We start from the raw sequence: 21829 nt of genomic DNA on the forward strand, positions 1-21829 counted from the left end.
CCTTCAGGGCGACGGCAGACGCAGGGCGAGGAGAGCCACGTCGTCGGTGCTGCCGGGTGGCATGCGGGCGGGCAGTTGGTCGCACAGCGTGTCCAGCGGTTCGTGGGCGAGAGCGAGGGCGTGGCGGCGCAGACGGGCGAGGCCGGTGTCCAGGTCGCTGCCGGGGATCTCGATCAGGCCGTCGGTGTAGAGCAGGAGAGTGGAACCCGGTGGAAGGGACTGCGCGGCGCTCGGCCGGTTGCCGCCGGTGCCGGGAGGGGCACCGAGGAGGAGTCCCTGTCCCGCTTCGAGGTACTGCGCCTGTCCGTCCTGGGTCAGCAGCAGAGGCGGCGGATGCCCCGCGCTGGTCCACCGCAGCGTCCAGGGACCGGTGTGCGGGTCGCCTTCGAGTACGGCGAGGACGAGGGTGGCCATGGGGACGGTGGTGATGGCGGGCATGGCGTCGTCGAGGCGGTCGACGACGGCACCGGGCGGGCCGGTGTGGTCCCAGGCCAGCGAGCGCAGGATGCCGTGCAGTTGCGCCATTCCGGCCGCCGCGGTCAGGTCGTGGCCCACGACGTCGCCGATGACCAGCGCGAGCGTGCCGTCCTTCCGCTCGAACGCGTCGTACCAGTCGCCGCCCACCTGGGAGCCGGCCGGGGCGGGCTGGTAGCGGGCGGCCAGCCGCAGGCGGCCGGGCTGGGGCAGCGGGGCGAGCAGGTTGCGCTGCATGGCCTCGGCGACGGCGCGCTGGCGGCCGAACCGCCGTGCGTTGTCGATGACCAGGCCGACCCGGCGGCCGATGTCGCTCACGACGGTCAGATCGTCGGTGTCGAAGGGGTGCGCGGGGTCCGTGCGCACCAGCGTCAAGGCGCCGGTGACCTGACGCCCGGAGCCCAGCGGCACCGTGACGGCGGACCTCGCGCCGACGGCCCGCAGGAAGCCGTTGTGGACGGTGGCCAGGGCGGAGGTGACCGGTGCGGCCATGTCCGCCTCGTGCCGCAGGACGGGTTCACCGCCGTGCAGCACCTGGACCAGAGGCGAGTGGCCCTCCTCCCCGGCCTCGGGAAGGTGCTCCTGCCAGTCCTCCTGCGTGGCGTCCCGGCCCTCGGGGCCCGTCACCGCCACACGGTGGATCTGTCCGGAACCGACCCGGAGATCCACCGCCGCCCAGTCGGCGAGGCGGGGAACCAGCAGGCGGCCGAGCCGGGCAAGGGCCTCATCGGTCTCCAGGGTCTGACCGAGCACGTCGGTGATCTCCGCGACCAGCGTCAGCCGCTCGGTGAGGTCTTCCAGAGCACGCGTGTAGGCCGCACGCTCCCGACGCGCGCTGCGGTCGCCGGCGGCATCGGTGAGCAGCACGGCCATGCCCAGGAAGGCGCCGTCGTCCGTCAAGGGAGAAGCGGACCAGTAGGTCGCGATCAGACGACCGTCACCGCGCAGACAGACGCGGCCCTCCTCCCGTGTCTCCACCCTCTCGGCCACGGCCCTCAGCAACGTGCACTGCTCCCGGGGGATCCTGCGGCCGTCCGCATCCCGGTGCAGCAGGTCGTGTGTGTCCTCCCCGAGCATTGCCGGGGCGGCGCGGCCGAGCAGCCGCTCGGCCGCCGGATTGACCGCGAGGATCCGTCCGGCGGGATCCACCACGATCAACGCCGTGCCCAACTGCCCGACGACCCGCTGCCAGAAACCCGGCTCGGCCGCCGACCGGCTCCCCTCGCCTCCCGCACCCTTCACCACGCCACCCCCTCCGTCAGGGAAACCCTCGCCGAAGCCCGCGGGCGCATCGGGGGACCGACACACCAATGGATCGATATTCCCCCGACTCGGCACGGATCAGCTCGGCTCCGTCGTGTGGCCATGGTGTTCCCCCGGCGCGAGACGCTACGACCACCCTGCCGCGGCACGAGCTCGGGCTGCCGGAACAACTCCTCTCCGTGAAAGCGACTTCGGCCTGAGCGGGTGACGAGAACCGAACGCACCCTCCCGGCTCGGGAGGCGGCGGCGCTTGGGCAGGTGCAGGGAGCCTGACCTGCGCGTACGCGGTCCGGGGCCGGAGGGCGAGAGCCTGGATCGCACCGCCTCCGGCCGCGTCGGATCGAAGCTGTCCGCGACTCGCCCGGAATCGCTGCCTCAGGGGCGGCGGTTGAGGGGGAGGACGCAGCGGAGCGTTCCTCCGTTGTCCGCACGGTCCGGCGGGCCCGTCCGAGGAGTACGCTGGATTTACCGAGGATATTTCGAACACCGGCTTTCAGGCTCGTGTCGTTTTCGGCGATTCAATAGTCCGGGCCGGTCTCGGTCGGCCCGGGGCAGGGTTCGCGTCATGATGGCGACCATTTCCCTCCCGCCGACGACCGAAGCCGATGACCGGCTCTCCTCGCTCTCTCTGCGTCTGTCGCTGGCTCCCACCGACTCCGCGCCGGCTCTGCTGGACGGCGCCTGGTGGCCCCGCTCGCGCGATCTCGAGGCGGAACTCCCGTCCCTGACCGCCGTACTGGATCCGCTGTGGGGGCGGATCACCCGGGTCACGGTGAATCCCACCCAGTGGCCGGTCATTCCGCGCAAGGTGCCCGTCGCCGGGCACGTGGTGAACGTGGGCTGGTTCCGGGACGAGCAGGATCCGCACGAACTGCTGCTGCTCTCCTACCACGTGGGCCGCTGGAACCTCTTGGTCGTCCCGCCGCAGACGGCCCCCGACACGGCCGCCTGGCTGATGGCCGCCGCGAGTGACCCGCGGCGTGTGTCGAGCGCGAGCCGGTTGATGGAGGAGGCGGCGCGCCTGCGGACGCGGCGCGACGCCGACCGGGCCGTGGAGGCGGTCTGGGACTCCGAAGGGGGGCACGAGTCAGGCGACTCGGCCGCATCTCCACGGGTGCCGGCCATGACCGGCACGGTGCCGCAGCAACCGAGGGGCAGGTGAGGACGGTGGAGACCTTCGTGACCGTTGCCGTGATCCTGGGAATGATCGTGGTCGGGGCGCTCCTCATCCGCCTGCTGAACTCACAGCACGGCGACCGCATGGCCGCCATCCACTACGGCCACACCGGGATGCCGGTCGCGGGACCGGCTCCGTCGGCCCGGCGCAGGGCCCGCGGCAGGGCGGCGACGAGCGGTACCGGCCGCCCCGACCGAGGAGCCGGGCCCGGCGTACGCGGGCGACTCCGCCCGCGTGCCCGTGAAGGAGCGAGCCCCACTCTTCCGGCAGGCTCGCCCGGCCCGTCGCCGGACGGGCGGAACTGACCGCACCGACAGCACAACCCGCAGTCCGGGACCCCGGCCGCAACCGCGCACATGACAGGCCGGGGGGCGCGCACATGACAGCCCGGGGGCCAACCCGCGTCCGGTGACCGCAGGCCGGGGGCCCACCCGCGTCCGGTGACCGCAGGCCGGGGCAGCCGGCCTCCAGGACACGATGCCGTCGGGCGCGGACCTTCTGTCCGGACCTTGCTGTCCGGACCTGCTGTCCGGACCTGCTGTCCGGATCTGCTGTCCGGACCTTCTGTCCGGTTCGTGGCGCATCCCCGGACGGCGGCCCACCACGATGCCCGCCGACCCGGGCTCGTGAAACGGCCCTCCAGCCGCCACCCCGCACACCCCGTATCGGCGGCAGCCGCGAGGACAGGACCCGGTCCGGTCACGACGTCTCGCCGACGGGCACTCCGAACCGAGGAGCCATGCCCCTTCCACGGCTGAACGTCCACCGGCACGACCAGACCACCCGCACGCTGATCACCCTTTCGGGGGAGATCGACCTGGCCACCGCCCCGCTCGTACGGGCCGCGCTGTCCGAGTGCCTGAACGACGGCAGGGGCATCACGGACGTCGATCTCACGGGAGTCACCTTCTGCGACGCCAGCGGGCTCAACGTCTTCCTCATCGCATCGGGGCTGGCCACCGAAGCCGGCCTGATTCTCCGGCTGCACCATCCACCGCCGATCATGGCCCGCATCATCGAGATCACCGGCTCCGGTTTCCTGGTTCACGAGTTCGCCACCGGCAGGACGCCTTCACGGCGGTCTCCGAGAAGGCTCAGTCGAGGGTGGTGAGGTGATCGGCGCTGCCGCCTCGCCACTCGACGAGGAAGATGGTGGCGTCGTCGGTCGTGGCGCCGCCCCGTTCGTGCTTCAGGGCGTGGGAGAGCGCCCGCACCACCGCCCGTACCTCGGTGCGGGCGCGGAGGATCCGGTTGGTCCACTCGATGAGCTGTTCTTCACCGAACTGCTGCCCGCCGGTCTGGTGCTCCTCGATCAGGCCGTCGGTGAAACACAGCAACCGGTCGCCGCGTCGCAGCATCCGCTCGCTGACCACCGGCTCCTCGCCGCCGAAGCCGACGGGCAGCGTGGTGGGGCTCTCCAGCCGGTCCACCACGGCGCGGTCACGGATGAGGAGCGGAGCCGGGTGGCCGGCGTTGACCCACTGCAGCAGACCTGTGTCGATGTTCAGGACCATCATCTGCGCGGTGACGAAGTGCTCGTGGCCGAACTGCTCGTTGATGGCCCGGTCCATGAACGCGTACACCTGGGACAGGTCGGTGTGGGCCCGTCGCGTATGCCGGTAGGCGCCGACGGCCACCGTCGCCATGGTCGCCGCGTCCAGTCCGTGGCCCATCGCGTCGAGCATGGCCATGTGAAGGATGTCGCCGTTGAGGGCGTAGTCGAAGCTGTCGCCGGCGACGTCGTAGGCGGGCTCCAGGATTCCGGCCACTTCGACCTGCGGCACGGTCATCGACAGCGGTGGCAGCAACGACCACTGGATCTCCGCGGCCACGCTCATCGGGGCGCTGCGGCGGGCCTGGAAGAACTGGTCCGTGTAGGCGTCCTTGGTGACGATCATGTCCGCGACCAGGCCGGCGAGCCTGCGCAGCAGCCGCCGGTCGTCGTCATCGACGCTGTCCAGGGTGACGGCCATGACGCCGATCTGGTCACTGCCGTCCAGCAGCGGCAGATACATCCGCACGCTGCCGTCCTGCGGGACCTCCACAGATCTGCGGCTGAGGAACGCATCGCCGGCGGGCGAGTCCTCGACCGGCTCGGGGCCGCCGACCTTCAGCCTGCGGCCCGGCAGCGGCACCAACAGGACCTGTTCGTAGTCCTGTAGGAGGATGGAGACCTCCCGCCCCCCGACCCTGGCCACCTCTTCCGCGATGAGTGGGGCGATCAAGTCCGGCGGCATCTCGTGGGCCCGGTCCAGCAGCAGACCCAGCAGTCGTTCGCCGAACCCCTCCGACCGGTCCACCCCGATTCTGTCCGGCTGGCGCCCACCGTCCGTCATCGCTCGATTCCCTTCGTCCCGGGGTGATGGCGAGCCGATTGCGCCTGGGTGGCATGTCGGACCGAGCGCCCCTCGCCGCACATGGCCTGGGCAGAAGGGGTATCCCCCGCCATCGTAGGTCTCATTGCACCATTTCATCCGGAATTGTTTACAAAGCGGACGAAGAGGAGTCAGAGTCGAGGGGGCAGGAGGCAGCCATGACCGTCCTCGCGGCACTTCTTCTCTTCATCGGGACGATATTGATCCTGGTGGGGGCGCTGCTGATCCTGGTCGGGACGGTTCTGATCGCCCTCGGGGCACTGCTGATCCTCATCGGGATCGCCCTGGTCGCTGTCGCGGCCTTCCTGCTCATCCGGAGAGCGCTGAGGCGGGAAGAGTAGGAGACGGCCGGACCGGAGCACGGGGACCGGATCAGGCCCGGTGCGTCGAAAGGAGCGCGTGATGAGCAGAGGCGTGGTGGGCTTGATCGCGGGAATGGCGCTGGGGTTCGCCGCGTACTTCGGTGACTTCTGGGCCTTCCTGCTGGTGCTGGGGCTGGGCATCGTCGGTCTCGTGATCGGGCGGCTCATGGACGGTGACCTCGAACCGGGCGACTTCATCCACCGCCGGGACCGGCAGGACCGCATCCGCGATGACCGGCGACGGGCCAGGGGAGACCGGCTGCGCTGACCGGGGAGCCGATCGGCGCCCGGGCGTCCGCGGCTGGCGCGGTGCCGTCACCGCCGCCGACGGTCCTCGCGGAGATCGGCATCCGCGGTGTGGCGCGGTGCCGTCACCGCCGTCGACGGTCCTCGCGGAGATCGCCGGACGCCCGCTCCTACGCGGGAATCCGGGTCTTCCGGAGCGGTGCTCCCGCCTGATGCAGGCTGATGAGAGCCAGCCGGTAGGAGGTGATCAGCCCGGTCTCCATGTACTCCACGCCCAGGTCCTCGCAGTGGCGCCGCACGATGGTCCGCGCCCTGCGCAGATTGGGGCTGGGCATGCTGGGGAACAGGTGGTGCTCGATCTGGTGGTTCAGCCCGCCCAGCGCGATGTCGGTGAGCCGGCCGCCGCGCACATTGCGCGAGGTGAGCACCTGGCGGCGCAGGAAGTCCGGGCGGTCTTCGCCCTTCAGGATCGGCATGCCCTTGTGGTTGGGCGCGAAGAGGGAGCCGAGGTAGACACCGAACAGGCACTGGTGGACGGCGAGGAAGGCGATCGCCATACCGAGGGGCAGTAGCCAGAACAGGACGGTCAGGTACACCGCGAAGTGCGCGAACAGCAGGACGCCGTCGAGCGCTCGGTGCTTGAGCGAGCGATTGGCCAGCGACCGCACGCTCGACACGTGCAGGTTGAAGCCCTCCAGTGTCAGGAGCGGGAAGAACAGGAACGCCTGCCAGCGGCCGATCAGACGAGGGAGGCCGGTGGCGGCCCGGGCCTGGTCCTGGGACCAGACCAGCAGGTCGGGGTCGAGGTCGGGGTCGAGGTCCTCGTGGTTGGGGTTGGCGTGGTGGCGGGTGTGCTTGTCCTGCCACCACCCGTAGCCCATCCCGATACCGGCCCCGGCGATCCGTCCGGACACCTCGCTGGCCCGGCGCCGGCGGAACACCTGACGGTGGGCCGCGTCATGGGCGAGCAGGGCGACCTGACCGAAGACGACGGCCAGGAAAGCGGCGACGGTCAGGGTCCACCAGCTGTCACCGACGAGCGCGACGGTGGCCCACCCGCCGACGTAGAGCCCGGCGACCACGGTGATCCGCAGGGCGTAGTAGCCGGGACGGCGGCCCATCAGGCCGGCATCGGCGATCTTCCTCGACAGTCGGGCGAAGTCACTCCCGGACCTCTCCGAGGGCGGGGGGCGGACGACGGAATGCGTGGTCATGACGGTTGGTCTCCCCGGGTGAGGCCGATGACTCGGCGCTGCCCGGGAGCCGCTGAGACCGGGCCGTAGGTAGGGATGCGCTTCCTCCATTGCCGGAAGCGCATCGCGCGACCGCGGAGCAAGGACGACGTCTGCTTCGTCAGCGGGCGGCCGCGCAGGCCCTCTATCTCCATGCGTGTTCCCTGCCGGACGGGACTCACACGCCGCGACGGCACCGGGCTTGCGGGAGCGGGCCGCGACTTCGACGTCATGGCCGGATCGGCGGCAGGGGCAAAAGCGCTCCGCCTGCGGCGAGTTGCGGAAGACCGTGATCAAGCAGGGTGAAGGGGGCGTTGGGCCTGTCCGGTCATGCGGCGAGGGCGAGAGCAACGTACGACTCGGCCGGTGTTCCGACTCCGTTCCGCCGTGTTCTCCGAGCGGGGCCACCAGTTGGTGGCCTCCCCGCGAGGCGTCCGGGCTCTCCGTCGCGGCTGTGTCCACAACCTGTGGACGTAAGCCCGTGGCCCTTGTGGTGCGGAAGGGATGCGGAGGTGGCACGCGGCCGAGAATCGAACTCGCGCCCTCAGCTTGGGAAGCGACGGCGCTTGCGCGGCCGCAGGGCTGCTGACCTGCGTGGATTCGTCGTGCCGGCGTGGTCGCGCGGCCCCGGCCGCAAGGAACGACGTCCATCATGCTGCGGCAGACCGGTGTCGCATCGCCGCGATCTCCCGCGGCAAGCCTCTTGTCTCGGTTCAGTCGGCCGTGGCCGGGCCGAACCAGTCGGTGAGGGCGGTCCGGAGGGCGGCGGGGTCGGGGGTGGTGCCGGCGTGTGCGGTCCAGGCGACGTGGCCGTCGGGGCGGATGAGGAGCGCGGCGGGGGCGGGGGTCTCGTCATCCGGCCAGACGGGCCAGTGGTCGGCCGTGGACCGGGCTTCGACGAGGTCGACGCGATCGGCCCAGCTCTCGGCCGTGGCCGCCAGTGCGGTGTCACCGCGGAGGTCGAGCAGCACGGGGCGCGCCGTGCGCAGCAGTTCGAAGACGCGACGCCGGCCGTCACCGGTCTTCAGATCGGCCAACAAGTCACCCGATCCAGGACCCCGTTCGAACCAGACCGAGCGCACGACCGGATAGAGAACGGCCAGCTGGACGCCGGTAGACGAACCTGCCTTCCGCACAGACCGGTTCGAGCATCGCGGCGGCCCGCGCGGACCGGCAAGCCGGCGCCACGGCAGGCCGCCTGTTCCTCTATGTGGACGCCGGTGACTGGCTGGCGCCGTCTGGGTTCGCGGGGGGTAGTGCTCCTGGTGGCGGGTCGGGTGGTGGCTGGGGAGCGGCGGAGAGGGATGACGTACCCCAGCCGAGGAAGGCGTCCTCGTCGCCAGGGCAGAAGCGCCTTGTCGCTCGCTCGAGGTCGACAGGGCCCGACTCGTGACTCCTGCCCAGTCCAGGCGCTCGCGCTCAGCGGCGGATGACACGCACCCTGCGCAGCCCCATCGCGCAGGCTCCGCAGAAGGCGCCCCAGGCGGCGTTGACGAGGAAGAGCGGGACGATCGCCTGGGGCTGGGCCAGGGGGCCCTGGAGTTTTCCGGTCAGGAGTGGTGAGAGGGCCGCGCTGAGGATCAGGGCGGCCAATGCGTACGCCACGCCGGTGACCACGAGGGTCAGGAGCGGGTCGCGTACCCGGCTGAGACCGACCGCGAGAATCCAGGTCATCGTGATGGCCAGGGTGAGGATCACCGGGGTGAGGGGTTTCCCGAGCGCTTCGCTCCAGCCGGTGATGGAGAACAGGGGCCGGACGAGGGCGACGGCGGTCAGGGCGGCTACCAGCGGCCGGTTCACGCCGCGCAGGCGCTGGGCGATCGGGAGAGGGGGATCTGCGTTCACGGCTTCATCGTCGGGGAAGGGATACCGCCGGGGCGTCGGTCTGCGGCGGGCAGGTGCCGTACCCCGTGGGTTGTGGCCCGACGGGGGTGCGTACCCCGGTGGTTGCGAGGCGGGGCCCGCGCGATTCCGCCACGCGGAGGAGGGCGCCGGGGTCACGGCCGCTTACGCTGACGGCATGGCCCTCGGTGCTGTCTCACGTCTCCGGCCGCGCCCTCCGCGCGGCCGCGCGGCGGATGCCGCCCTGGCCTGTGGGGTCTTCGTGCCGGTGGCGGTGGGCAGTCTGAGGTCGCTCATCGGTGAGCGGGAGGAGTCCTGGTCGGCGACCGTGGTCGGCTGGACACTGATCGTCGCCGCCTGCGCGGCGCTGTACCTGTGCCGCCGCCGTCCCGTTGTGGTCGCCGCGTTCGTGCTGGCCGCCACGGCCGCCTACTACCTCGTCAGCGTCTACGACGGTCCTCTCATGGTCGCGTTCGTCGTCGCGCTCTACGTGGTCGCCACCCGGGGACACCTCCAGGCGGCCGTCGCTCTGGCGGCGCTGACCGTGATCGCGACCGGCATCGGCACACTCGCGGGAAACCACGACGTGAACGGTGTCGCCGTGTTCATGCTGACGGGATGGCTGGTCGGAGTGGTCGCACTGGGCTGGGTGCGGCACAACCGCCTGGCCCTCGCCCGGGAGAGCGAGGAGCGCGCAGCGAGTGAGGAGCGGTTGCGGATCGCGCGTGAACTGCATGATGTCGTGGGCCATCACCTCTCGCTCATCAACGTCCAGTCCGCTGCTGCCCTGCGCCGTCTGCGCAAGCACCCGGACAACGGCGCACAGAGCGCGCAGGACGCGCTGGGAGCGATCAAGGACACCAGCCGGGACGCCCTGCGGGAGCTGCGGGCGACGCTCGGGGTGCTGCGGCAGGTCGACGAGATGGCGCCCGTCGCGCCCACGGCCGGACTGGACCGTCTCGGCGAGCTGGTGGCATCCGCACGGCTCGCCGGACTCGACGTGCGGGTGCGGTGCAGCGGCGAGCGGGAGCAACTGCCGACAGAGGTGGACCTGGCCGCGTACCGCATCGTTCAGGAGTCGCTCACCAACGTGAGCCGCCACGCCCATGCGACAGTCGTCACCGTCGGCATCCATCGCGAGGCGCGGCAGGTCACGGTCGAGGTCACCGACAACGGGCAGGGGCCGGCGGTCGCGAACGGCGCAGCGCCGGGCAACGGCATTCGCGGGATGCGCGAGCGGGCCCACGCGCTGGGTGGCGAACTGACCGCGGGGCCCGGGCCGGGCGGCGGATTCACCGTACGGGGCTGGATTCCCTGCACGAACACCTCTACGAACGGAGCGCGTTCCCCTTCATGAACCGGGCCGTGATCAAGATTCTTCTGGCGGACGACCAGCGCCTGGTACGTGCCGGGTTCCGTTCGATCCTCGAGGACGAGGACGACTTCGAGGTGGCCGGTGAGGCGGGCGACGGCGAGCAGGCCGTGGCCTCCTGCCGCACCCTGCGCCCCGATGTGGTGCTCATGGACATCCGCATGCCCGGCGTCGACGGCCTTCAGGCGACCCGGCAGATCGCCGGTGATCCACGCCTGGACGGCATCAAGGTGGTCATCCTGACCACCTTCGACCTGGACGACTACGTGTACGGCGCGCTGCGCGCCGGCGCCACCGGCTTCCTCGTCAAGGACACTGAGCCGGAGGAACTGGTGCACGCCGTACGGGTGGCGGCGCGTGGCGACGCGCTGATCAGCCCCTCCGTCACACGCCGGTTGATCGCGGAGTTCGCCGTGCGGGTCGAGGCACCGGAGCCCGGCCCGCGCCTCAAGGCCCTCACCGACCGCGAGCGGGAGGTGATGGAACTGGTCGCCGCCGGCCTGACCAACGACGAGATCGCCGCCCGCCTCGTCCTCAGCCCTGCGACGGCCAAGACCCACGTCAGCCGCATCATGACCAAAGTGGGCGCCCGTGACCGTTCCCAACTGGTGGTCCTGGCGTACGAGTCCGGCATGGTCCGCCCGGGCTGGCTGAACGGTCGGCCACCACCGGCATAGCCGGTCGGCCACCACTGGTAGAGCCGGAACGCGGCGGCGTACAACCCACCAGCGGTGTAAGCCGGGCGCCGAGACCGCAACCGGCGGGGTAGGCAGGTGTCCGCCGCAGGCCGATGCGCCGTGGCATGCCGCAGCCGGACCCTGCGGGACATGAGTACACGCTCCCCTGTCCACCCGCCTTCCGCCAAGGCCCCGGCCGCCCTCGTCGGCCTCCTCGCCGGCGGCGCCGCCGGTTTCCTGGTGACCGAGACCGTGGGCGCCTTCTCCGCCTTCGTACTCGGCCGCGCCCTCGACGTGACCGCCACCGGCGGCGTGCTGCTGGCCGCATTTGTCGTCGTGCCGTTGATCTGCGCCGTGCTCGGTGCGGTCATAGCCGTCCGCCGCGCCGAGCAGAACCGCCGCTCGCACCACCGAGGCCGGTGAAAGCCATGTCACCAGCACGCGACATGATCGCGATCACCGGTCCCACCACCGACCGGGCGGGTGTCTTCGGGCGTCTGGCCCTGTGGTCCCAGCGCCACCGCTGGAGCGCTCTGCTCCTGTGGATCCTCGCCGTCGCGGTCATCGCCGTCGGTGCCCGGAGCGCGGGCAGCGCCTACCGCAACGACTTCACCCTGCCCGGCACCGACTCCCAGGCCGCCGCCGACCTGTTGAAGCGGCACGGCTCCGCGCAGGCGGGCGGCAGTGTCCAGATCGTCTTCCAGGACAGGGACGGACTGAGCGGTGATCGCCCGGCCATCGTGCGGACCCTCGACCGGGTGCGCGGCCTGCCCGGCGTCGCCGACGTCCGCAGCCCCTACGCGGACGCCAACGCAGTCTCCGAGGACGGCACCATCGGCTATGCCACCGTCATCCTGGACGCCAAGGCCGAGGACGTCCCCGAAGAGGACGTCGCGCGGATCGTCGACACTGCCAAGTCGGCCGCCCAGGACGGACTGCGGGTCGAGGTCGGCGGGGACGCGGTGCGCGGCGCCGAGGAGGAGAGCGGCGGGGGCGCCGAAGGCGCGGGCATGCTCGCCGCCCTCGTCATCCTCGTACTGCTCTTCGGATCGGTGGTGGCTGCCGCGCTGCCGCTGGTTACCGCGCTCTTCGCGGTCGGCGGCGCGATCGGCCTGATCACGCTGGCCTCCCACGTCTTCACCGTCGCCGACTTCACTCCGCCGATCATGATGCTGGTCGGCCTCGGCGTCGGCGTCGACTACGCGCTGCTGATCTTCTACCGCTACCGGCACGAACTCACCCGCGGCGCGGACCGGCAGACCGCCACCCGAACCGCCCTGGATGCCGCGGGCCGTACGGTCTTCTTCGCCGGGTGCACCGTCATCATCGCCCTGTTCGGCCTGGTCGCCCTGGGCCTCGGCTCCCTCCAGGGGGTGGCCGTCGCCGTCGCGCTGACCGTCCTGGTCACCATGGCCGCCTCGCTGACCCTGCTGCCCGCTCTCCTCGCGCTCTTCGGCGACCGCATCCAGCGACACGTACTCACGCGCTCCGCCAAGGCGCAAGTCAAGGGCAGGGAAGAGGGCGTGCGCTGGCGGCGGCTGGCCTCCGCCGTGCAGCGGCGCCCGCTGCCCGCCCTGCTGGCCGCCGTCATGGCCCTCCTGGCCCTGTCCGCCCCGGCTCTCGGCATGCGCCTCGGCTTCGCCGACGCGGGTAACGACCCTGCATCGTCCACCAGCCGAAGGGCCTACGACCTGCTGGCCGAGGGCTTCGGCGCCGGCTTCAACGGTCCGCTGCTCGTGGTCAGCCGGGGCGATGCCGACGCCGCCGAGCAACTGCGGACCACTCTGACCCGTACCGAGGGCATCGCCGCCGCCACGCCACCGCTGCCTTCCACGGACGGCACCGTGTTCACCGTCATCACGTTCCCCACGACCTCACCACAGGACGCGAGCACCGCCGCCCTCGTTCACACCCTGCGCGACGATGTCCTGCCCCGGCTCGCCGAACGCACCGGCGCCGACTACCTGGTCGGGGGGCCCACCGCGGCCGCCCAGGACTTCGCCGACTCCGTCTCGGCCCGGATACCGCTCTTCGTCGCCATCGTCGTCGGTCTGTCCGCGCTGCTGCTCATGCTGGTCTTCCGTTCCGTTCTGATCCCCTTGAAGGCCGCCCTGCTCAACCTCCTGTCGATCGCCGCCGCGCTCGGCGTGATCACCCTGGTCTTCCAGCACGGCTGGTTCGGGGTACAGCCGGGACCCGTCGAGGCGTTCATCCCTGTGATGATCTTCGCGATCGTCTTCGGCCTCTCCATGGACTACGAGGTGTTCCTCATCTCCCGCATCCATGAGGAATGGGAGGGGACACACGCCCACTCGCTCGCGGTCCGCGAGGGCCTGGCAGCCACGGGCAAGGTCATCACGGCCGCGGCGGCCATCATGATCGTGGTCTTCGCCGCCTTCGTACTCAGCCCCGATCGCATGCTCCAGCAGTTCGGTCTCGGCCTCGCGGTCGCCGTCTTCCTCGACGCCGTGGTGATCCGCTGCCTGATCGTCCCGGCCGTGATGCAACTCTTCGGCCCCCGCGCCTGGTGGCTGCCCGCTCCGCTGGCCCGACACCTGCCGAAGGTGGCACTGGAACGGCCGACCCACGAGTGACCGGAGACGGGCGGGGCTCACGGTAGGACTCATAACGCGGTGGGGAGGGACTGAGCTTGTCGTTTGACTACATCAGGGACTGATGTAGTCGCCCCACCAGAAGGTGGCGACGTAGGCTCGTCCAAGTGCCTCTCCGCCTCGTCCGCCCCTGATATGGATGACGATCAACGCCAGGAGGAACCAGGCGGTGAAGCATCCCGCGACGATCAAAGCCCACCGAGCCCGAGACAATAGCGATGACGACCAAGGCAATGATCGTCACGGCCAGCCCAATGTGGCCGTCGCCGATATCCGTGCCGGACATGTTGCCGCCTGTCATTAGTGCCCCGCTGAAGATCACGCCGTCCTGCGTCAAGCACTCTACGGGGCCCTGTCTGCGCTGTCAGTGCCCCTTGAACGACGGGGCTTGGTGCCCTTCTTGTGGTGGGTAGGGCGGCTGTACGCCTCGCCGGTCGCCAGAATGCGGCCCACGTCGCGGCGGGTGGCCGGGTGGCGGGTGGCCGGGCGTTGGGTTCCTTGCGCCCGGTGGTCGTCCTGGCCGGGCGGGACGGTTTGGGTGCACCGGCCGAGGAGCCGGTCTTCGGGCGCAGGTTCCTGAACCCGCGCCCGACACGGGCAGGGGTGAGTCTGTGCGGCTCGGCTGGTGGAACTTCCGGGCCAGCCCAAGAGCATTACGACAACAGCTGCTTACGCGTCGGGATGTTCTGGCAGGGCGAGCCAGTCCGACCAGGAGATCTCGCGGCCGAGGAAGCGCGGCTGCTCGAACGGCCAGTCGGCGGCGATCCACTGCGGCACCAGCGCGTCGAGGGCCTGCTCGACCTTGCTGCCCACCAGCTCGTCCACCACCCACCAGGAGATCTCGCCGTCGGCGCCGACCCTCTCCGGTGGGTCGATGTAGACACAGCCGAGCAGGGCTGTCTCCGCCGCGTCGAACAGCGCGTAGTTGAAGGACTGGTGTGCGGCGATCTCCTTCTCGTGCCGCAACAGGTCGGCCTGGTCGGCCTCGTAGGTCATGGTGGGCGCGGGCCAGCCCCAGGCCGGGCCGAAGATGGTCCACAGCCGCTCGCGCGAACCCATCACAGCCGGATAGTCGAGCGGGGTGTCCGCCTCCCGGATCGGCCGCAGGTGATGACCACCGCCAGGCAGCGGTACCAGGACGGGGTGGACGAAGTCATCGGGAAGCCAGCTCATGGCGCCCGACCGTAACAGCGCGCGGCCGTCCGCTCTACGGACTCCGCGATCGGTATGGCTACGGCTTCTAAAGCCGTGGAGCCGACCGCCCCAGCCACGACGCACCCCTTCTGTGGCATCAGGTTGCTGATTGCTGTGCGCGCGGCACGGCGCCGGCTGGGCTGGAGCGGGGCGGAGACAGGAGCGAGCCGCCTTGAACCAGTAGAGAAGGTTGTAACTCACTCCGTGGTACGGGGCTTGGAGTCGTGCGCACACGCTGGGAACCGTTGCCTCGGCGGTGAGCGAGGGGCAGGGAGAGCGCTGGTCGGACAGTCCAGGTGATGCGGGTGGACGCGAAGGTCCCCTCACGCCCGAAGGTGAGAGGGGACCTTGTTGTGTCCGGGGGCGTTGCTATTCCCCCATGGTGCTGCGCAGCCAATCCAGCGGGTCCATCTCGAGGAGTTGATCGGCGAGTGCGTTCGCCGTCTTCGTGGTGAGCCGGTCGCGGCTGTTGTCGATCCAGCGCTGGGCGAGCTCGTAGCCCTGGGCCTTGTACTCGATGCCCTGCAGCATGCACTCGAGCTTGTCCGCGTCTCGGGCACAAATCGCTTCGGGAGACTCTCGGGCCTTGTACTCGCCGATCAGTTCGCGCAGGGTGGCGGCGAGGGCCTCGGGCATTCCCTTCATCTGGTCGGCGGTCACAGCCTGCGGGTCTGCCTCGCCGGCGTACTTCTTCGACAGGTGGTTGATGTCGCCGGTACGCGTCTCCTGCGAGTCGTGCCACACCGCCAGGAAGGCGGCACGCGCGGGGTCCGCCCCTTCCAGCTTGGCAACGGTCGGGCTGCCGGTCCCGGCGGCCCGGCTGCTGGCCTCGTGCTCCTCGACCATGGACGTGCGGTCTGACGGTCGAGCCGTCCCGGTGGCGGGCACTGGCCGTCAAGGCGACCACTCGCCGTGAGGTCCTTCCGGCGGCCCCTCGTCGGGGCATGATCGTTCTACGACCTCCGGCACACCCTGTCGACGCGGTCCGGGGCCACTCTCAAGGACACGATGGTGCGGGCGGGCAGTCCTCGGAGAAGGCCGCGCTGATCTATCAGCGCCGACGAGGAGGGACAGGAAGAGGTTGCCGCCGGCCTCGACGCCACGGTCCAGAAGGCTCGGGAGGAGGCTGCCCGGAAGGCCGCCGAGAAGCGTTCTGGCGCGAATCTGGCACGCGACGACTGATCACAGCGGACAGCAAAAGGGCCCAGGTCTCTGACCTGGGCCTTCTTCGTGGAGCGGGTGACGAGAATCGAACTCGCGCTCTCAGCTTGGGAAGCTGATGTTCTACCATTAAACTACACCCGCGTAAGACGCCGACCGGGGTCGGTGTCGAATGCTCGCTCACTCTACCTCATGCCAGGCCTCCGTCGTTCGCGCCGCGGGGCCTGAGGGCGTTTCAGGGATGGGATGCGGCTGCGGGGGAACGGAGTTGGGGCGTACGGTGGTGGGGCGTAAGAGGGTCCGGGCGGGACCGGAGTGCCGCCTGGAGGGGCTTCCCTTTGATCCCGTACTGTGGCTTTTGTCGTCAGGCAAGCAGCAGCCAGACGCGGCTCTGGGGAAGGGACTCTGGGACTTGATGGAGCGCACCGTCGTCCGTTGTGCCGATGGGCACGTGTTCAGCACCGCTTCGTTCCCGATGCAGCAGGCCGAGCGGCTCGGCCCCGGGCGGCTGCTTCGGTGCCCGCGATGTGCGCGGCTCCGGAGCGTGGTGCCCGTCAGCTATCAGAAGCGGTAGCGGCGGCAGCAGCGGAAGCCCGGTAGCAGTGGCAGCACGGCCGTTGCGGTAACGGACAAGCAGTAGGCAACAGGCACAAGGCGCGCGGAGACGTCCGGTTGTGGTCGCTCCGCGCGCCTTGCGTATCCTCGGGGCGTGCTTCTCTCAGACAAAGACATCCGGGCCGAGATCGATGCAGGGCGGGTGCGGATCGACCCGTACGACGAATCGATGGTGCAGCCGTCGAGCATCGATGTGCGCCTCGACCGCTACTTCCGGGTGTTCGAGAATCACCGGTACCCCCACATCGACCCCGCCATCGAGCAGGCCGACCTGACCCGCCTCGTGGAGCCGGAGGGCGACGAGCCGTTCATCCTCCACCCCGGGGAGTTCGTCCTCGCCAGCACGTACGAGGTCATCACCCTGCCCGACGATCTCGCCTCCCGGCTGGAGGGCAAGAGCTCGCTGGGGCGCCTGGGGCTGGTGACGCACTCCACCGCCGGGTTCATCGACCCCGGCTTCAGCGGGCACGTGACCCTGGAGCTGTCCAACCTCGCCACCCTGCCCATCAAGCTCTGGCCGGGCATGAAGATCGGGCAGCTGTGCATGTTCAAGCTCAGCTCGCCCGCCGACTTCCCGTACGGCAGCGAGCGGTACGGGTCCCGGTACCAGGGCCAGCGCGGGCCGACCGCCTCCCGGTCGTTCCTCAACTTCCATCGGACCCAGGTGTGAGCGACATCAGCATGAGCGCAGTGCGGGAAAACCTGACCTACGAGAAGTTCGGCGTCGCCGTGCGCGAGCTCGCGCAGGCCATCGCCGACGACGGCTACGAGCCCGACATAGTCCTCAGCATCGCCCGCGGCGGTGTCTTCGTGGCCGGCGGGCTCGCCTACGCCCTCGACTGCAAGAACATCCACCTGGTGAACGTGGAGTTCTACACGGGTGTGGGGACGACCCTCGAGATGCCCGTCATGCTCGCGCCGGTCCCCAACGTGATCGACTTCTCGCGGAAGAAGGTGCTGATCACCGACGACGTCGCCGACACCGGCAAGACGCTCAAGCTGGTGCGCGACTTCTGCCTCGACACCGTCGCCGAGGTGCGCAGCGCCGTCGTCTACGAGAAGTCCCAGTCGCTCGTGAAGTGCGAGTACGTGTGGAAGCGCACCGACGACTGGATCAACTTCCCGTGGAGTGTCGAACCGCCCGTCGTGCGGCGGGCCGGGCAGGTTCTCGACGCCTGATCGGCCGGGTCAGAGACAGAGGAGGGGCTCCCCGTGGGGAGCCCCTCTCTCGTACCGCAGCGTCTCAGACCGTGCCCAGCTTCACGATCGACAGCAGTGCGATCAGCTGGATCGCCGACGCGCCGAGCGCCTTCGGCCAGGGCAGGTCGTGGGAGCGGCTGACCATCAGGGTCAGCAGGACGCCGCCCGCCACCCACGTGGCCCAGCCCAGCAGCTGGACGAACGTCGCGTCACCGCCCGCGAACATCGCGAAGACCAGGCGGGGCGCGTCCGTGAGGGACATGATCAGCATGGACAGGCCGACCGTGGGCTGCCAGGCGCCGTCGCCGCCGAGCTGGCGGGCCAGCGTGTGGGTGACCACGCCCAGGACGAACGCGCTCAGCACCATCGCGACGGCCGTCGTCAGGACGATCGGCACCGCGTTCGACAGTGTGGCGTTTATCGCATCCTCGCGGGCGCCGTCGAAGCCGAAGACGGCGAGCAGGCCGTAGAGGAACGTGACGACGAGGGCCGGGCCCCACATCGAGTAGTCCCGCATCTGGAGGAAGGTCTGGTTGGGGGCGAGGACGATCCCCCGGAGCAGCTGCTTCCAGTGCAGGCGCGGGCCGACCGGGCCGGGCGCCGGGGCCGCCGCGCCGGCGCGGTAGGTGTCGCCCTGCGTGTAGGGGTCCTCGCCGACCGAGAAGGCCTGGGTGTGGCCCGGGTTGTTCGCCGCGTACGGATCGTGCGGACCCTGCGGGCCGGGCGGGTACGCGCCGTCGCCGAAGTACTCCGGCTCGCCCTGGCCGCCGTAGCCGCCGCCGTGCCCGGCGTCGGGCTGCGGCCACGAGGGGCCGCCGCCGTTGCCGTACGGCTGTTGCGGTGGGTACGGCTGCGGCGCCGGCGGGGAGCCGTACGACGGTCCCTGCGGCGTCTGCTGCCCGTACGGAGGGTTGTGCGGTCGCGTCTGAGGAGCGCCGTTGTTCCGGCCGCGTCCGATCCTGAATCCAGCCACGTCTTCGAACGTACCTGGTCCCCGGCGGTGGTGTGCCGGGCGCAGGCTTTCGGGCCCGGCTTTGCGGCCGAGCTGTGACATCCCTTAAGGGGAAGGGGCTTTGGGTGTCCGTGGGGTGTCAGGGTTGGGCCGTACGGGCCATGCCCTGCCCCATGTCCCGGCCCGGCCCGGCCGGGGGGCGGTGTGCCCCGGGCGGCCGGGCCGGTCGGGTCCGGTCAGTCGGCGAAGGAGCCGCCCAGCTCCGGCAGGGTGATCGCGCCGGTCTTCGTCGGGACCGTGCTCGTGCCGCGCATGAGCAGCGCGCCGCCCGCCGCGCCCACCGCCAGGTCGGCCTTGCCGTCGGCGGTCAGGTCGCGCAGGCGCAGCGTGTAGCCGAAGGCGGCGTGGGAGTCGGCCGGGCCGAGCACCGTCTGGGCGATCCACGAGGAACGCGCGCCGCTCAGGCCGCCGGAGCCGCCGCGGAAGACGTGGACGCCGCCCTGGTCCTCGTCGCCGTCGACGTCCTCGTGCGGGACGCCCACCGCGAGGTCCGCGTAGCCGTCGCCGTTGGTGTCGGCGGCCGAGATCGCGTAGCCGAAGTTGTCGTCGGCCTCGGGGCTGCCGGAGACGCCGGAGGTGGCCTGGGTGAGGGTGACCGACGTGCCGGGGCCGGACGACGTGCCGCGCCAGATCGTGACCGCGCCCTTGCCGTTGTCCTTGTCGGGCACGCCGAGGGCGATGTCGCCGTAGCCGTTCTTGTCGAAGTCGCCGATGACGGGGCTCGGGTAGAGGCCCTCCTGCCGGTCGCTGAGCGTCTTGGAGGTGCCCGAGGCGAGGCCGGAGGAGGTGCCCTTGAGGTACCAGGCGCGCTCGCGGATCTGGCTGCCGTTGATCTCCGTGCCGATCACGACCAGGTCCGTCTTGCCGTCGCCGTCGACCTTTCCGGCGGCGAGGGCGGAGGAGTACCAGCCGCCGGACCCCTTGTCGATCTTGCTGACCTTGCCGGTGGTGCCCGACTTGGTGAACGGGCCGCGGTACAGCCACGCCTCCTCGCCGCCGATCACGGCCAGGTCGGGGGAGCCGTCGCCGGTGAAGTCGCCGGTCGCCAGGTCGCGGCCGAAGTGGCCGCCCGCGCCGCCGACGGGGGCGATGTTGGTGCCGCCGGACAGGCCGGTCTTCGAGCCCCACAGGACGGTGACGGTGCCGCGGTAGTCGTCGCTGCCCACGTGCTCGGTGGGGTTGCCGACGACGAGGTCCGCGTAGCCGTCCTTGTTGAGGTCCGCGCTCGCGAGGGACGCGCCGAACTGGTCGTCCTCCTCGCCGGAGCCGGGGATGCCCGCACTGTCCTGGTGGAGGTACTTCGGGTGGGCGGTGTCGAGGCCGGTGGTGGTGCCGTACACGACGGTGATCGTGCCGCCCTCGCGGTCGACGTCGTTGTAGCCGCCGTAGGCGAGGTCGCGACGGCCGTCGCCGTTGAAGTCGTCGTAGTGCTTGGCGACGGCCGCGGCGGCGGGGCCGGTGAGGAACACGGGGGTGACGCCGGTCGCCAGCAGGGCGGCGACCAGGGCGGTGGTGGTGGATCTGCGCATGGGGATCTCCTGGTTCGTCAGCCGATGAGGCCGGCGCCGAACGCGCCGTAGGAGCGGGTCTGGGCGAGGCTGCCGGGGCCGAAGGTGCGGGCGCCGTCGGTGACGGGGCCGGTGGCCGAGCCGCGCAGGGCGGTGATCGCGCCGATGCCCTCGTCTTCGAAACCCGCCGTGACGGTGAAGTCGGCGTGGCCGTCCTTGCCGACGTCGGCCAGCAGCAGGTCGGAGCCGAAGTAGTCGGTGGCCTCGGCGGAGCCCGGGATGCCGGCGGTGTCCTGGGTGAAGGTGCGGGCGCCGGTGCGCGAGACGCCGGAGGCGGAGCCGTTCATGAGGATCGTGGCGCCGGTGTCCTCGATGGTGCCGACGTCCTCGAAGACGACGCCGATGGCGAGGTCGCCGTAGCCGTCGCCGTCGGTGTCGCCGATGGAGAGCGCGCTGCCGAAGCCGTCGCCCGCCTCGTCGGCGCCGGGGACGCCCTCGGAGTCCTGGGTGAGCTCGGCCATGGGCGCGTCGCCGTTGACCGGGCCGCCCTCCGAGCCGCGGATGACGACGACCCGGCCGCCGAGCGAACCGCTGTGGTCGTCCTCCTTCGAGAAGACGTTGCCGAGGGCGATCTCGTCGTATCCGTCGCCGTCGACGTCACCGAGGGCGATCGACGTGCCGCCGTTCAGGGGGCGGGGGAGGGAGGTGTCCAGGCCGGTGGCGGTGCCGAGGTAGGCGGCGCCCTTGGACCAGCTGCCCGTCCCGTCCTCGTGCAGACGGACGCGGTAGGTGAGGGCCAGGTCGGACCGGCCGTCGTCGTTGGTGTCGCCCGCCGCCATGGCGTCGACGCTGTACGACGCCTCGGGCAGGGCGACCCGCTGGACGGCGCCGGTGGTGCCGGTGGTGGTGAAGGGGCCGCGGACGACGTACGGGTCCGCGTAGGCGCTCGCGGCCAGGTCCGCCCTGCCGTCGCCGTCGAAGTCGCCGGCGGTCAGCAGGGTGCCCCAGTGGTCGTGTCCGGAGACCGCCGGGTCCTTCACCGTGGTGCCGTTCTTCAGGCCGCTCGCGGAGCCCCACAGGACGGTGACGGAGCCGCCGTCGACGTCGTCGCCGACATCCTCGCCGGGGGAGCCGACCGCGAGGTCGGTGTAGCCGTCGCCGTTGAGGTCGGCCGGGGCGATCGCCTCGCCGAAGCTGTCCTCGGCCTCGGCGGCGCCGGGCACACCGGCGGTGTTCTGGCTGATCACGGTGTGCTTGGCCGGGTCGAGGCCGGTGGCGCCGCCGTAGACCACGGCGACGTAGCCGGCCATGCCCTTGCCGTCGACCTTGGCGTAGGGGGCGGCGAAGGCCACGTCGCCGTAGCCGTCGCCGTTGAAGTCGGCCGTGGGGCCGGCGGCGGGTGCGGCGGTGGCCGTCGCCGCGGGCAGGGCCGTGAGCAGGCCGGTGGTGAGGGCCGTGGCCAGGAGGAGGGTGCGCTTGCGCATCAAGGTCCCCGTCGGGTCGTCGA

Annotated in this window: 21 protein-coding genes, 1 tRNA gene and 2 pseudogenes; 13 read left to right on the forward strand and 11 right to left on the reverse strand. The window is 70.9% G+C overall.

The genetic code is table 11. The features are described 5' to 3' along the window. Positions 1-3: 3 nt before the first annotated feature. Positions 4-1719, reverse strand: a complete 1716-nt coding sequence (locus QOL88_RS20995; RefSeq protein ID WP_257027843.1) for a SpoIIE family protein phosphatase — start codon at positions 1717-1719, stop codon at positions 4-6. Positions 1720-2302: 583 nt separating this feature from the next. Between QOL88_RS20995 and QOL88_RS21000 the strand changes: the two genes are divergently transcribed. The 3 genes from QOL88_RS21000 to QOL88_RS21010 all read left to right on the forward strand — a co-directional run bounded on the left by QOL88_RS21000 (position 2303) and on the right by QOL88_RS21010 (position 4025). Continuing rightward, positions 2303-2899, forward strand: coding sequence for a DUF5994 family protein (locus QOL88_RS21000; protein WP_097218274.1), 597 nt, complete (start codon positions 2303-2305; stop codon positions 2897-2899). A gap of 17 nt (positions 2900-2916) precedes the next feature. Further along, a complete protein-coding gene (locus tag QOL88_RS21005) occupies positions 2917-3219 on the forward strand; it encodes a hypothetical protein (RefSeq protein ID WP_143668873.1) in 303 nt (100 codons plus the stop codon). Between the two features lie 434 nt (positions 3220-3653). Next, on the forward strand, positions 3654-4025 hold the full coding sequence (locus QOL88_RS21010) for an STAS domain-containing protein (protein ID WP_097218279.1): 372 nt from the start codon (positions 3654-3656) through the stop codon (positions 4023-4025). On the opposite strand, the gene QOL88_RS21015 is transcribed toward QOL88_RS21010, so the two are convergent. Beyond that, positions 4009-5250 (reverse strand): PP2C family protein-serine/threonine phosphatase, encoded by a 1242-nt coding sequence (locus tag QOL88_RS21015; protein WP_097218281.1) that lies wholly within the window; start codon positions 5248-5250, stop codon positions 4009-4011. The genes QOL88_RS21010 and QOL88_RS21015 overlap by 17 nt on opposite strands. 197 nt (positions 5251-5447) lie before the next feature. Between QOL88_RS21015 and QOL88_RS21020 the strand changes: the two genes are divergently transcribed. Further along, positions 5448-5630 carry a hypothetical protein gene (locus QOL88_RS21020; protein ID WP_097218283.1) on the forward strand — a complete coding sequence of 61 codons (183 nt, stop codon included), beginning with the start codon at positions 5448-5450 and terminating at the stop codon, positions 5628-5630. 61 nt (positions 5631-5691) lie between these two features. Then, the gene (locus QOL88_RS21025; RefSeq protein WP_097218286.1) at positions 5692-5919 is read left to right on the forward strand and encodes a hypothetical protein; all 228 of its coding nucleotides are present in this window, start codon (positions 5692-5694) and stop codon (positions 5917-5919) included. Positions 5920-6067: 148 nt separating this feature from the next. Here the strand turns inward: QOL88_RS21025 and QOL88_RS21030 are convergent, their stop codons facing one another. The 3 genes from QOL88_RS21030 to QOL88_RS21040 all read right to left on the reverse strand — a co-directional run bounded on the left by QOL88_RS21030 (position 6068) and on the right by QOL88_RS21040 (position 8974). Beyond that, positions 6068-7111, reverse strand: a complete 1044-nt coding sequence (locus QOL88_RS21030) for a fatty acid desaturase family protein (protein WP_097218288.1) — start codon at positions 7109-7111, stop codon at positions 6068-6070. A 731-nt stretch (positions 7112-7842) separates the two neighbouring features. Next, positions 7843-8166, reverse strand: a complete 324-nt coding sequence (locus QOL88_RS21035) for an aromatic-ring hydroxylase C-terminal domain-containing protein (RefSeq protein WP_257027844.1) — start codon at positions 8164-8166, stop codon at positions 7843-7845. A 382-nt stretch (positions 8167-8548) separates the two neighbouring features. Then, positions 8549-8974, reverse strand: coding sequence for a hypothetical protein (locus tag QOL88_RS21040; protein ID WP_097218290.1), 426 nt, complete (start codon positions 8972-8974; stop codon positions 8549-8551). 175 nt (positions 8975-9149) lie between these two features. Here QOL88_RS21040 and QOL88_RS21045 point away from each other — a divergent pair, with 175 nt between their 5' ends. From QOL88_RS21045 to QOL88_RS21060, 4 genes are all read left to right on the forward strand, one after another. Then, positions 9150-10328, forward strand: coding sequence for a sensor histidine kinase (locus QOL88_RS21045; RefSeq protein ID WP_097218293.1), 1179 nt, complete (start codon positions 9150-9152; stop codon positions 10326-10328). Positions 10329-10336: 8 nt separating this feature from the next. Beyond that, positions 10337-11020 carry a response regulator gene (locus QOL88_RS21050; RefSeq protein ID WP_097223108.1) on the forward strand — a complete coding sequence of 228 codons (684 nt, stop codon included), beginning with the start codon at positions 10337-10339 and terminating at the stop codon, positions 11018-11020. 150 nt (positions 11021-11170) lie between these two features. Beyond that, complete coding sequence (locus tag QOL88_RS21055; RefSeq protein ID WP_097218296.1) at positions 11171-11443, forward strand: hypothetical protein; 273 nt, start codon at positions 11171-11173, stop codon at positions 11441-11443. 5 nt (positions 11444-11448) lie between these two features. Then, positions 11449-13614: an MMPL family transporter gene (locus tag QOL88_RS21060; RefSeq protein WP_373559297.1), complete on the forward strand. Its 2166-nt coding sequence runs from the start codon at positions 11449-11451 to the stop codon at positions 13612-13614. Between the two features lie 687 nt (positions 13615-14301). Here the strand turns inward: QOL88_RS21060 and QOL88_RS21065 are convergent. Then, entirely contained in the window at positions 14302-14805 is a 504-nt protein-coding gene (locus tag QOL88_RS21065) for a GNAT family N-acetyltransferase (RefSeq protein WP_097218302.1), read from the reverse strand. A gap of 390 nt (positions 14806-15195) precedes the next feature. Then, positions 15196-15672, reverse strand: a complete 477-nt coding sequence (locus QOL88_RS21070) for an HD domain-containing protein (protein WP_097223109.1) — start codon at positions 15670-15672, stop codon at positions 15196-15198. On the opposite strand from QOL88_RS21070, the pseudogene QOL88_RS21075 reads away from it, so the two are divergent. Together QOL88_RS21075 and QOL88_RS38880 are read left to right on the forward strand one after the other, a co-directional pair. After that, positions 15611-15776, forward strand: a pseudogene (locus QOL88_RS21075) (FtsK/SpoIIIE domain-containing protein); the annotation flags it as partial. The gene QOL88_RS21070 and the pseudogene QOL88_RS21075 sit on opposite strands and share 62 nt — an antisense overlap. Position 15777: 1 nt before the next feature. Next, positions 15778-16008: pseudogene (locus tag QOL88_RS38880) on the forward strand (tyrosine-type recombinase/integrase); the annotation flags it as partial. 49 nt (positions 16009-16057) lie between these two features. Here the strand turns inward: QOL88_RS38880 and QOL88_RS21080 are convergent. Beyond that, positions 16058-16131: transfer RNA gene (locus tag QOL88_RS21080), tRNA-Gly, on the reverse strand. Between the two features lie 565 nt (positions 16132-16696). Between QOL88_RS21080 and dcd the strand changes: the two genes are divergently transcribed. Next, a complete protein-coding gene (gene dcd, locus QOL88_RS21085) occupies positions 16697-17272 on the forward strand; it encodes a dCTP deaminase (protein ID WP_030846430.1) in 576 nt (191 codons plus the stop codon). A gap of 11 nt (positions 17273-17283) precedes the next feature. After that, positions 17284-17781, forward strand: coding sequence for a phosphoribosyltransferase (locus QOL88_RS21090; protein WP_097223110.1), 498 nt, complete (start codon positions 17284-17286; stop codon positions 17779-17781). Positions 17782-17845: 64 nt separating this feature from the next. Here QOL88_RS21090 and QOL88_RS21095 read toward each other — a convergent pair whose 3' ends face one another. The 3 genes from QOL88_RS21095 to QOL88_RS21105 all read right to left on the reverse strand — a co-directional run bounded on the left by QOL88_RS21095 (position 17846) and on the right by QOL88_RS21105 (position 21806). Beyond that, positions 17846-18856 carry a Yip1 family protein gene (locus tag QOL88_RS21095; RefSeq protein ID WP_097218307.1) on the reverse strand — a complete coding sequence of 337 codons (1011 nt, stop codon included), beginning with the start codon at positions 18854-18856 and terminating at the stop codon, positions 17846-17848. Between the two features lie 134 nt (positions 18857-18990). Next, positions 18991-20343, reverse strand: coding sequence for an FG-GAP and VCBS repeat-containing protein (locus QOL88_RS21100; protein WP_097218309.1), 1353 nt, complete (start codon positions 20341-20343; stop codon positions 18991-18993). Positions 20344-20360: 17 nt separating this feature from the next. Beyond that, positions 20361-21806 (reverse strand): FG-GAP-like repeat-containing protein, encoded by a 1446-nt coding sequence (locus QOL88_RS21105; RefSeq protein ID WP_097218311.1) that lies wholly within the window; start codon positions 21804-21806, stop codon positions 20361-20363. Between the last annotated feature and the right edge of the window lie 23 nt (positions 21807-21829).

It is taken from the genome of Streptomyces sp. Ag82_O1-12 (assembly GCF_900182715.1).
Lineage (GTDB): Bacteria > Actinomycetota > Actinomycetes > Streptomycetales > Streptomycetaceae > Streptomyces > Streptomyces massasporeus.

Coding starts and splice junctions, on each gene's coding strand:
- QOL88_RS21000 (WP_097218274.1), top strand. CDS start 2,303: ATGATGGCGACCATTTCCCTCCCGCCGACGACCGAAGCCGATGACCGG.
- QOL88_RS21010 (WP_097218279.1), top strand. CDS start 3,654: ATGCCCCTTCCACGGCTGAACGTCCACCGGCACGACCAGACCACCCGC.
- QOL88_RS21015 (WP_097218281.1), bottom strand. CDS start 5,250: ATGACGGACGGTGGGCGCCAGCCGGACAGAATCGGGGTGGACCGGTCG.
- QOL88_RS21020 (WP_097218283.1), top strand. CDS start 5,448: ATGACCGTCCTCGCGGCACTTCTTCTCTTCATCGGGACGATATTGATC.
- QOL88_RS21025 (WP_097218286.1), top strand. CDS start 5,692: ATGAGCAGAGGCGTGGTGGGCTTGATCGCGGGAATGGCGCTGGGGTTC.
- QOL88_RS21030 (WP_097218288.1), bottom strand. CDS start 7,111: ATGACCACGCATTCCGTCGTCCGCCCCCCGCCCTCGGAGAGGTCCGGG.
- QOL88_RS21045 (WP_097218293.1), top strand. CDS start 9,150: ATGGCCCTCGGTGCTGTCTCACGTCTCCGGCCGCGCCCTCCGCGCGGC.
- QOL88_RS21055 (WP_097218296.1), top strand. CDS start 11,171: ATGAGTACACGCTCCCCTGTCCACCCGCCTTCCGCCAAGGCCCCGGCC.
- QOL88_RS21060 (WP_373559297.1), top strand. CDS start 11,449: ATGTCACCAGCACGCGACATGATCGCGATCACCGGTCCCACCACCGAC.
- QOL88_RS21065 (WP_097218302.1), bottom strand. CDS start 14,805: ATGAGCTGGCTTCCCGATGACTTCGTCCACCCCGTCCTGGTACCGCTG.
- QOL88_RS21070 (WP_097223109.1), bottom strand. CDS start 15,672: ATGGTCGAGGAGCACGAGGCCAGCAGCCGGGCCGCCGGGACCGGCAGC.
- QOL88_RS21090 (WP_097223110.1), top strand. CDS start 17,284: ATGAGCGCAGTGCGGGAAAACCTGACCTACGAGAAGTTCGGCGTCGCC.
- QOL88_RS21095 (WP_097218307.1), bottom strand. CDS start 18,856: ATGTCACAGCTCGGCCGCAAAGCCGGGCCCGAAAGCCTGCGCCCGGCA.
- QOL88_RS21100 (WP_097218309.1), bottom strand. CDS start 20,343: ATGCGCAGATCCACCACCACCGCCCTGGTCGCCGCCCTGCTGGCGACC.
- QOL88_RS21105 (WP_097218311.1), bottom strand. CDS start 21,806: ATGCGCAAGCGCACCCTCCTCCTGGCCACGGCCCTCACCACCGGCCTG.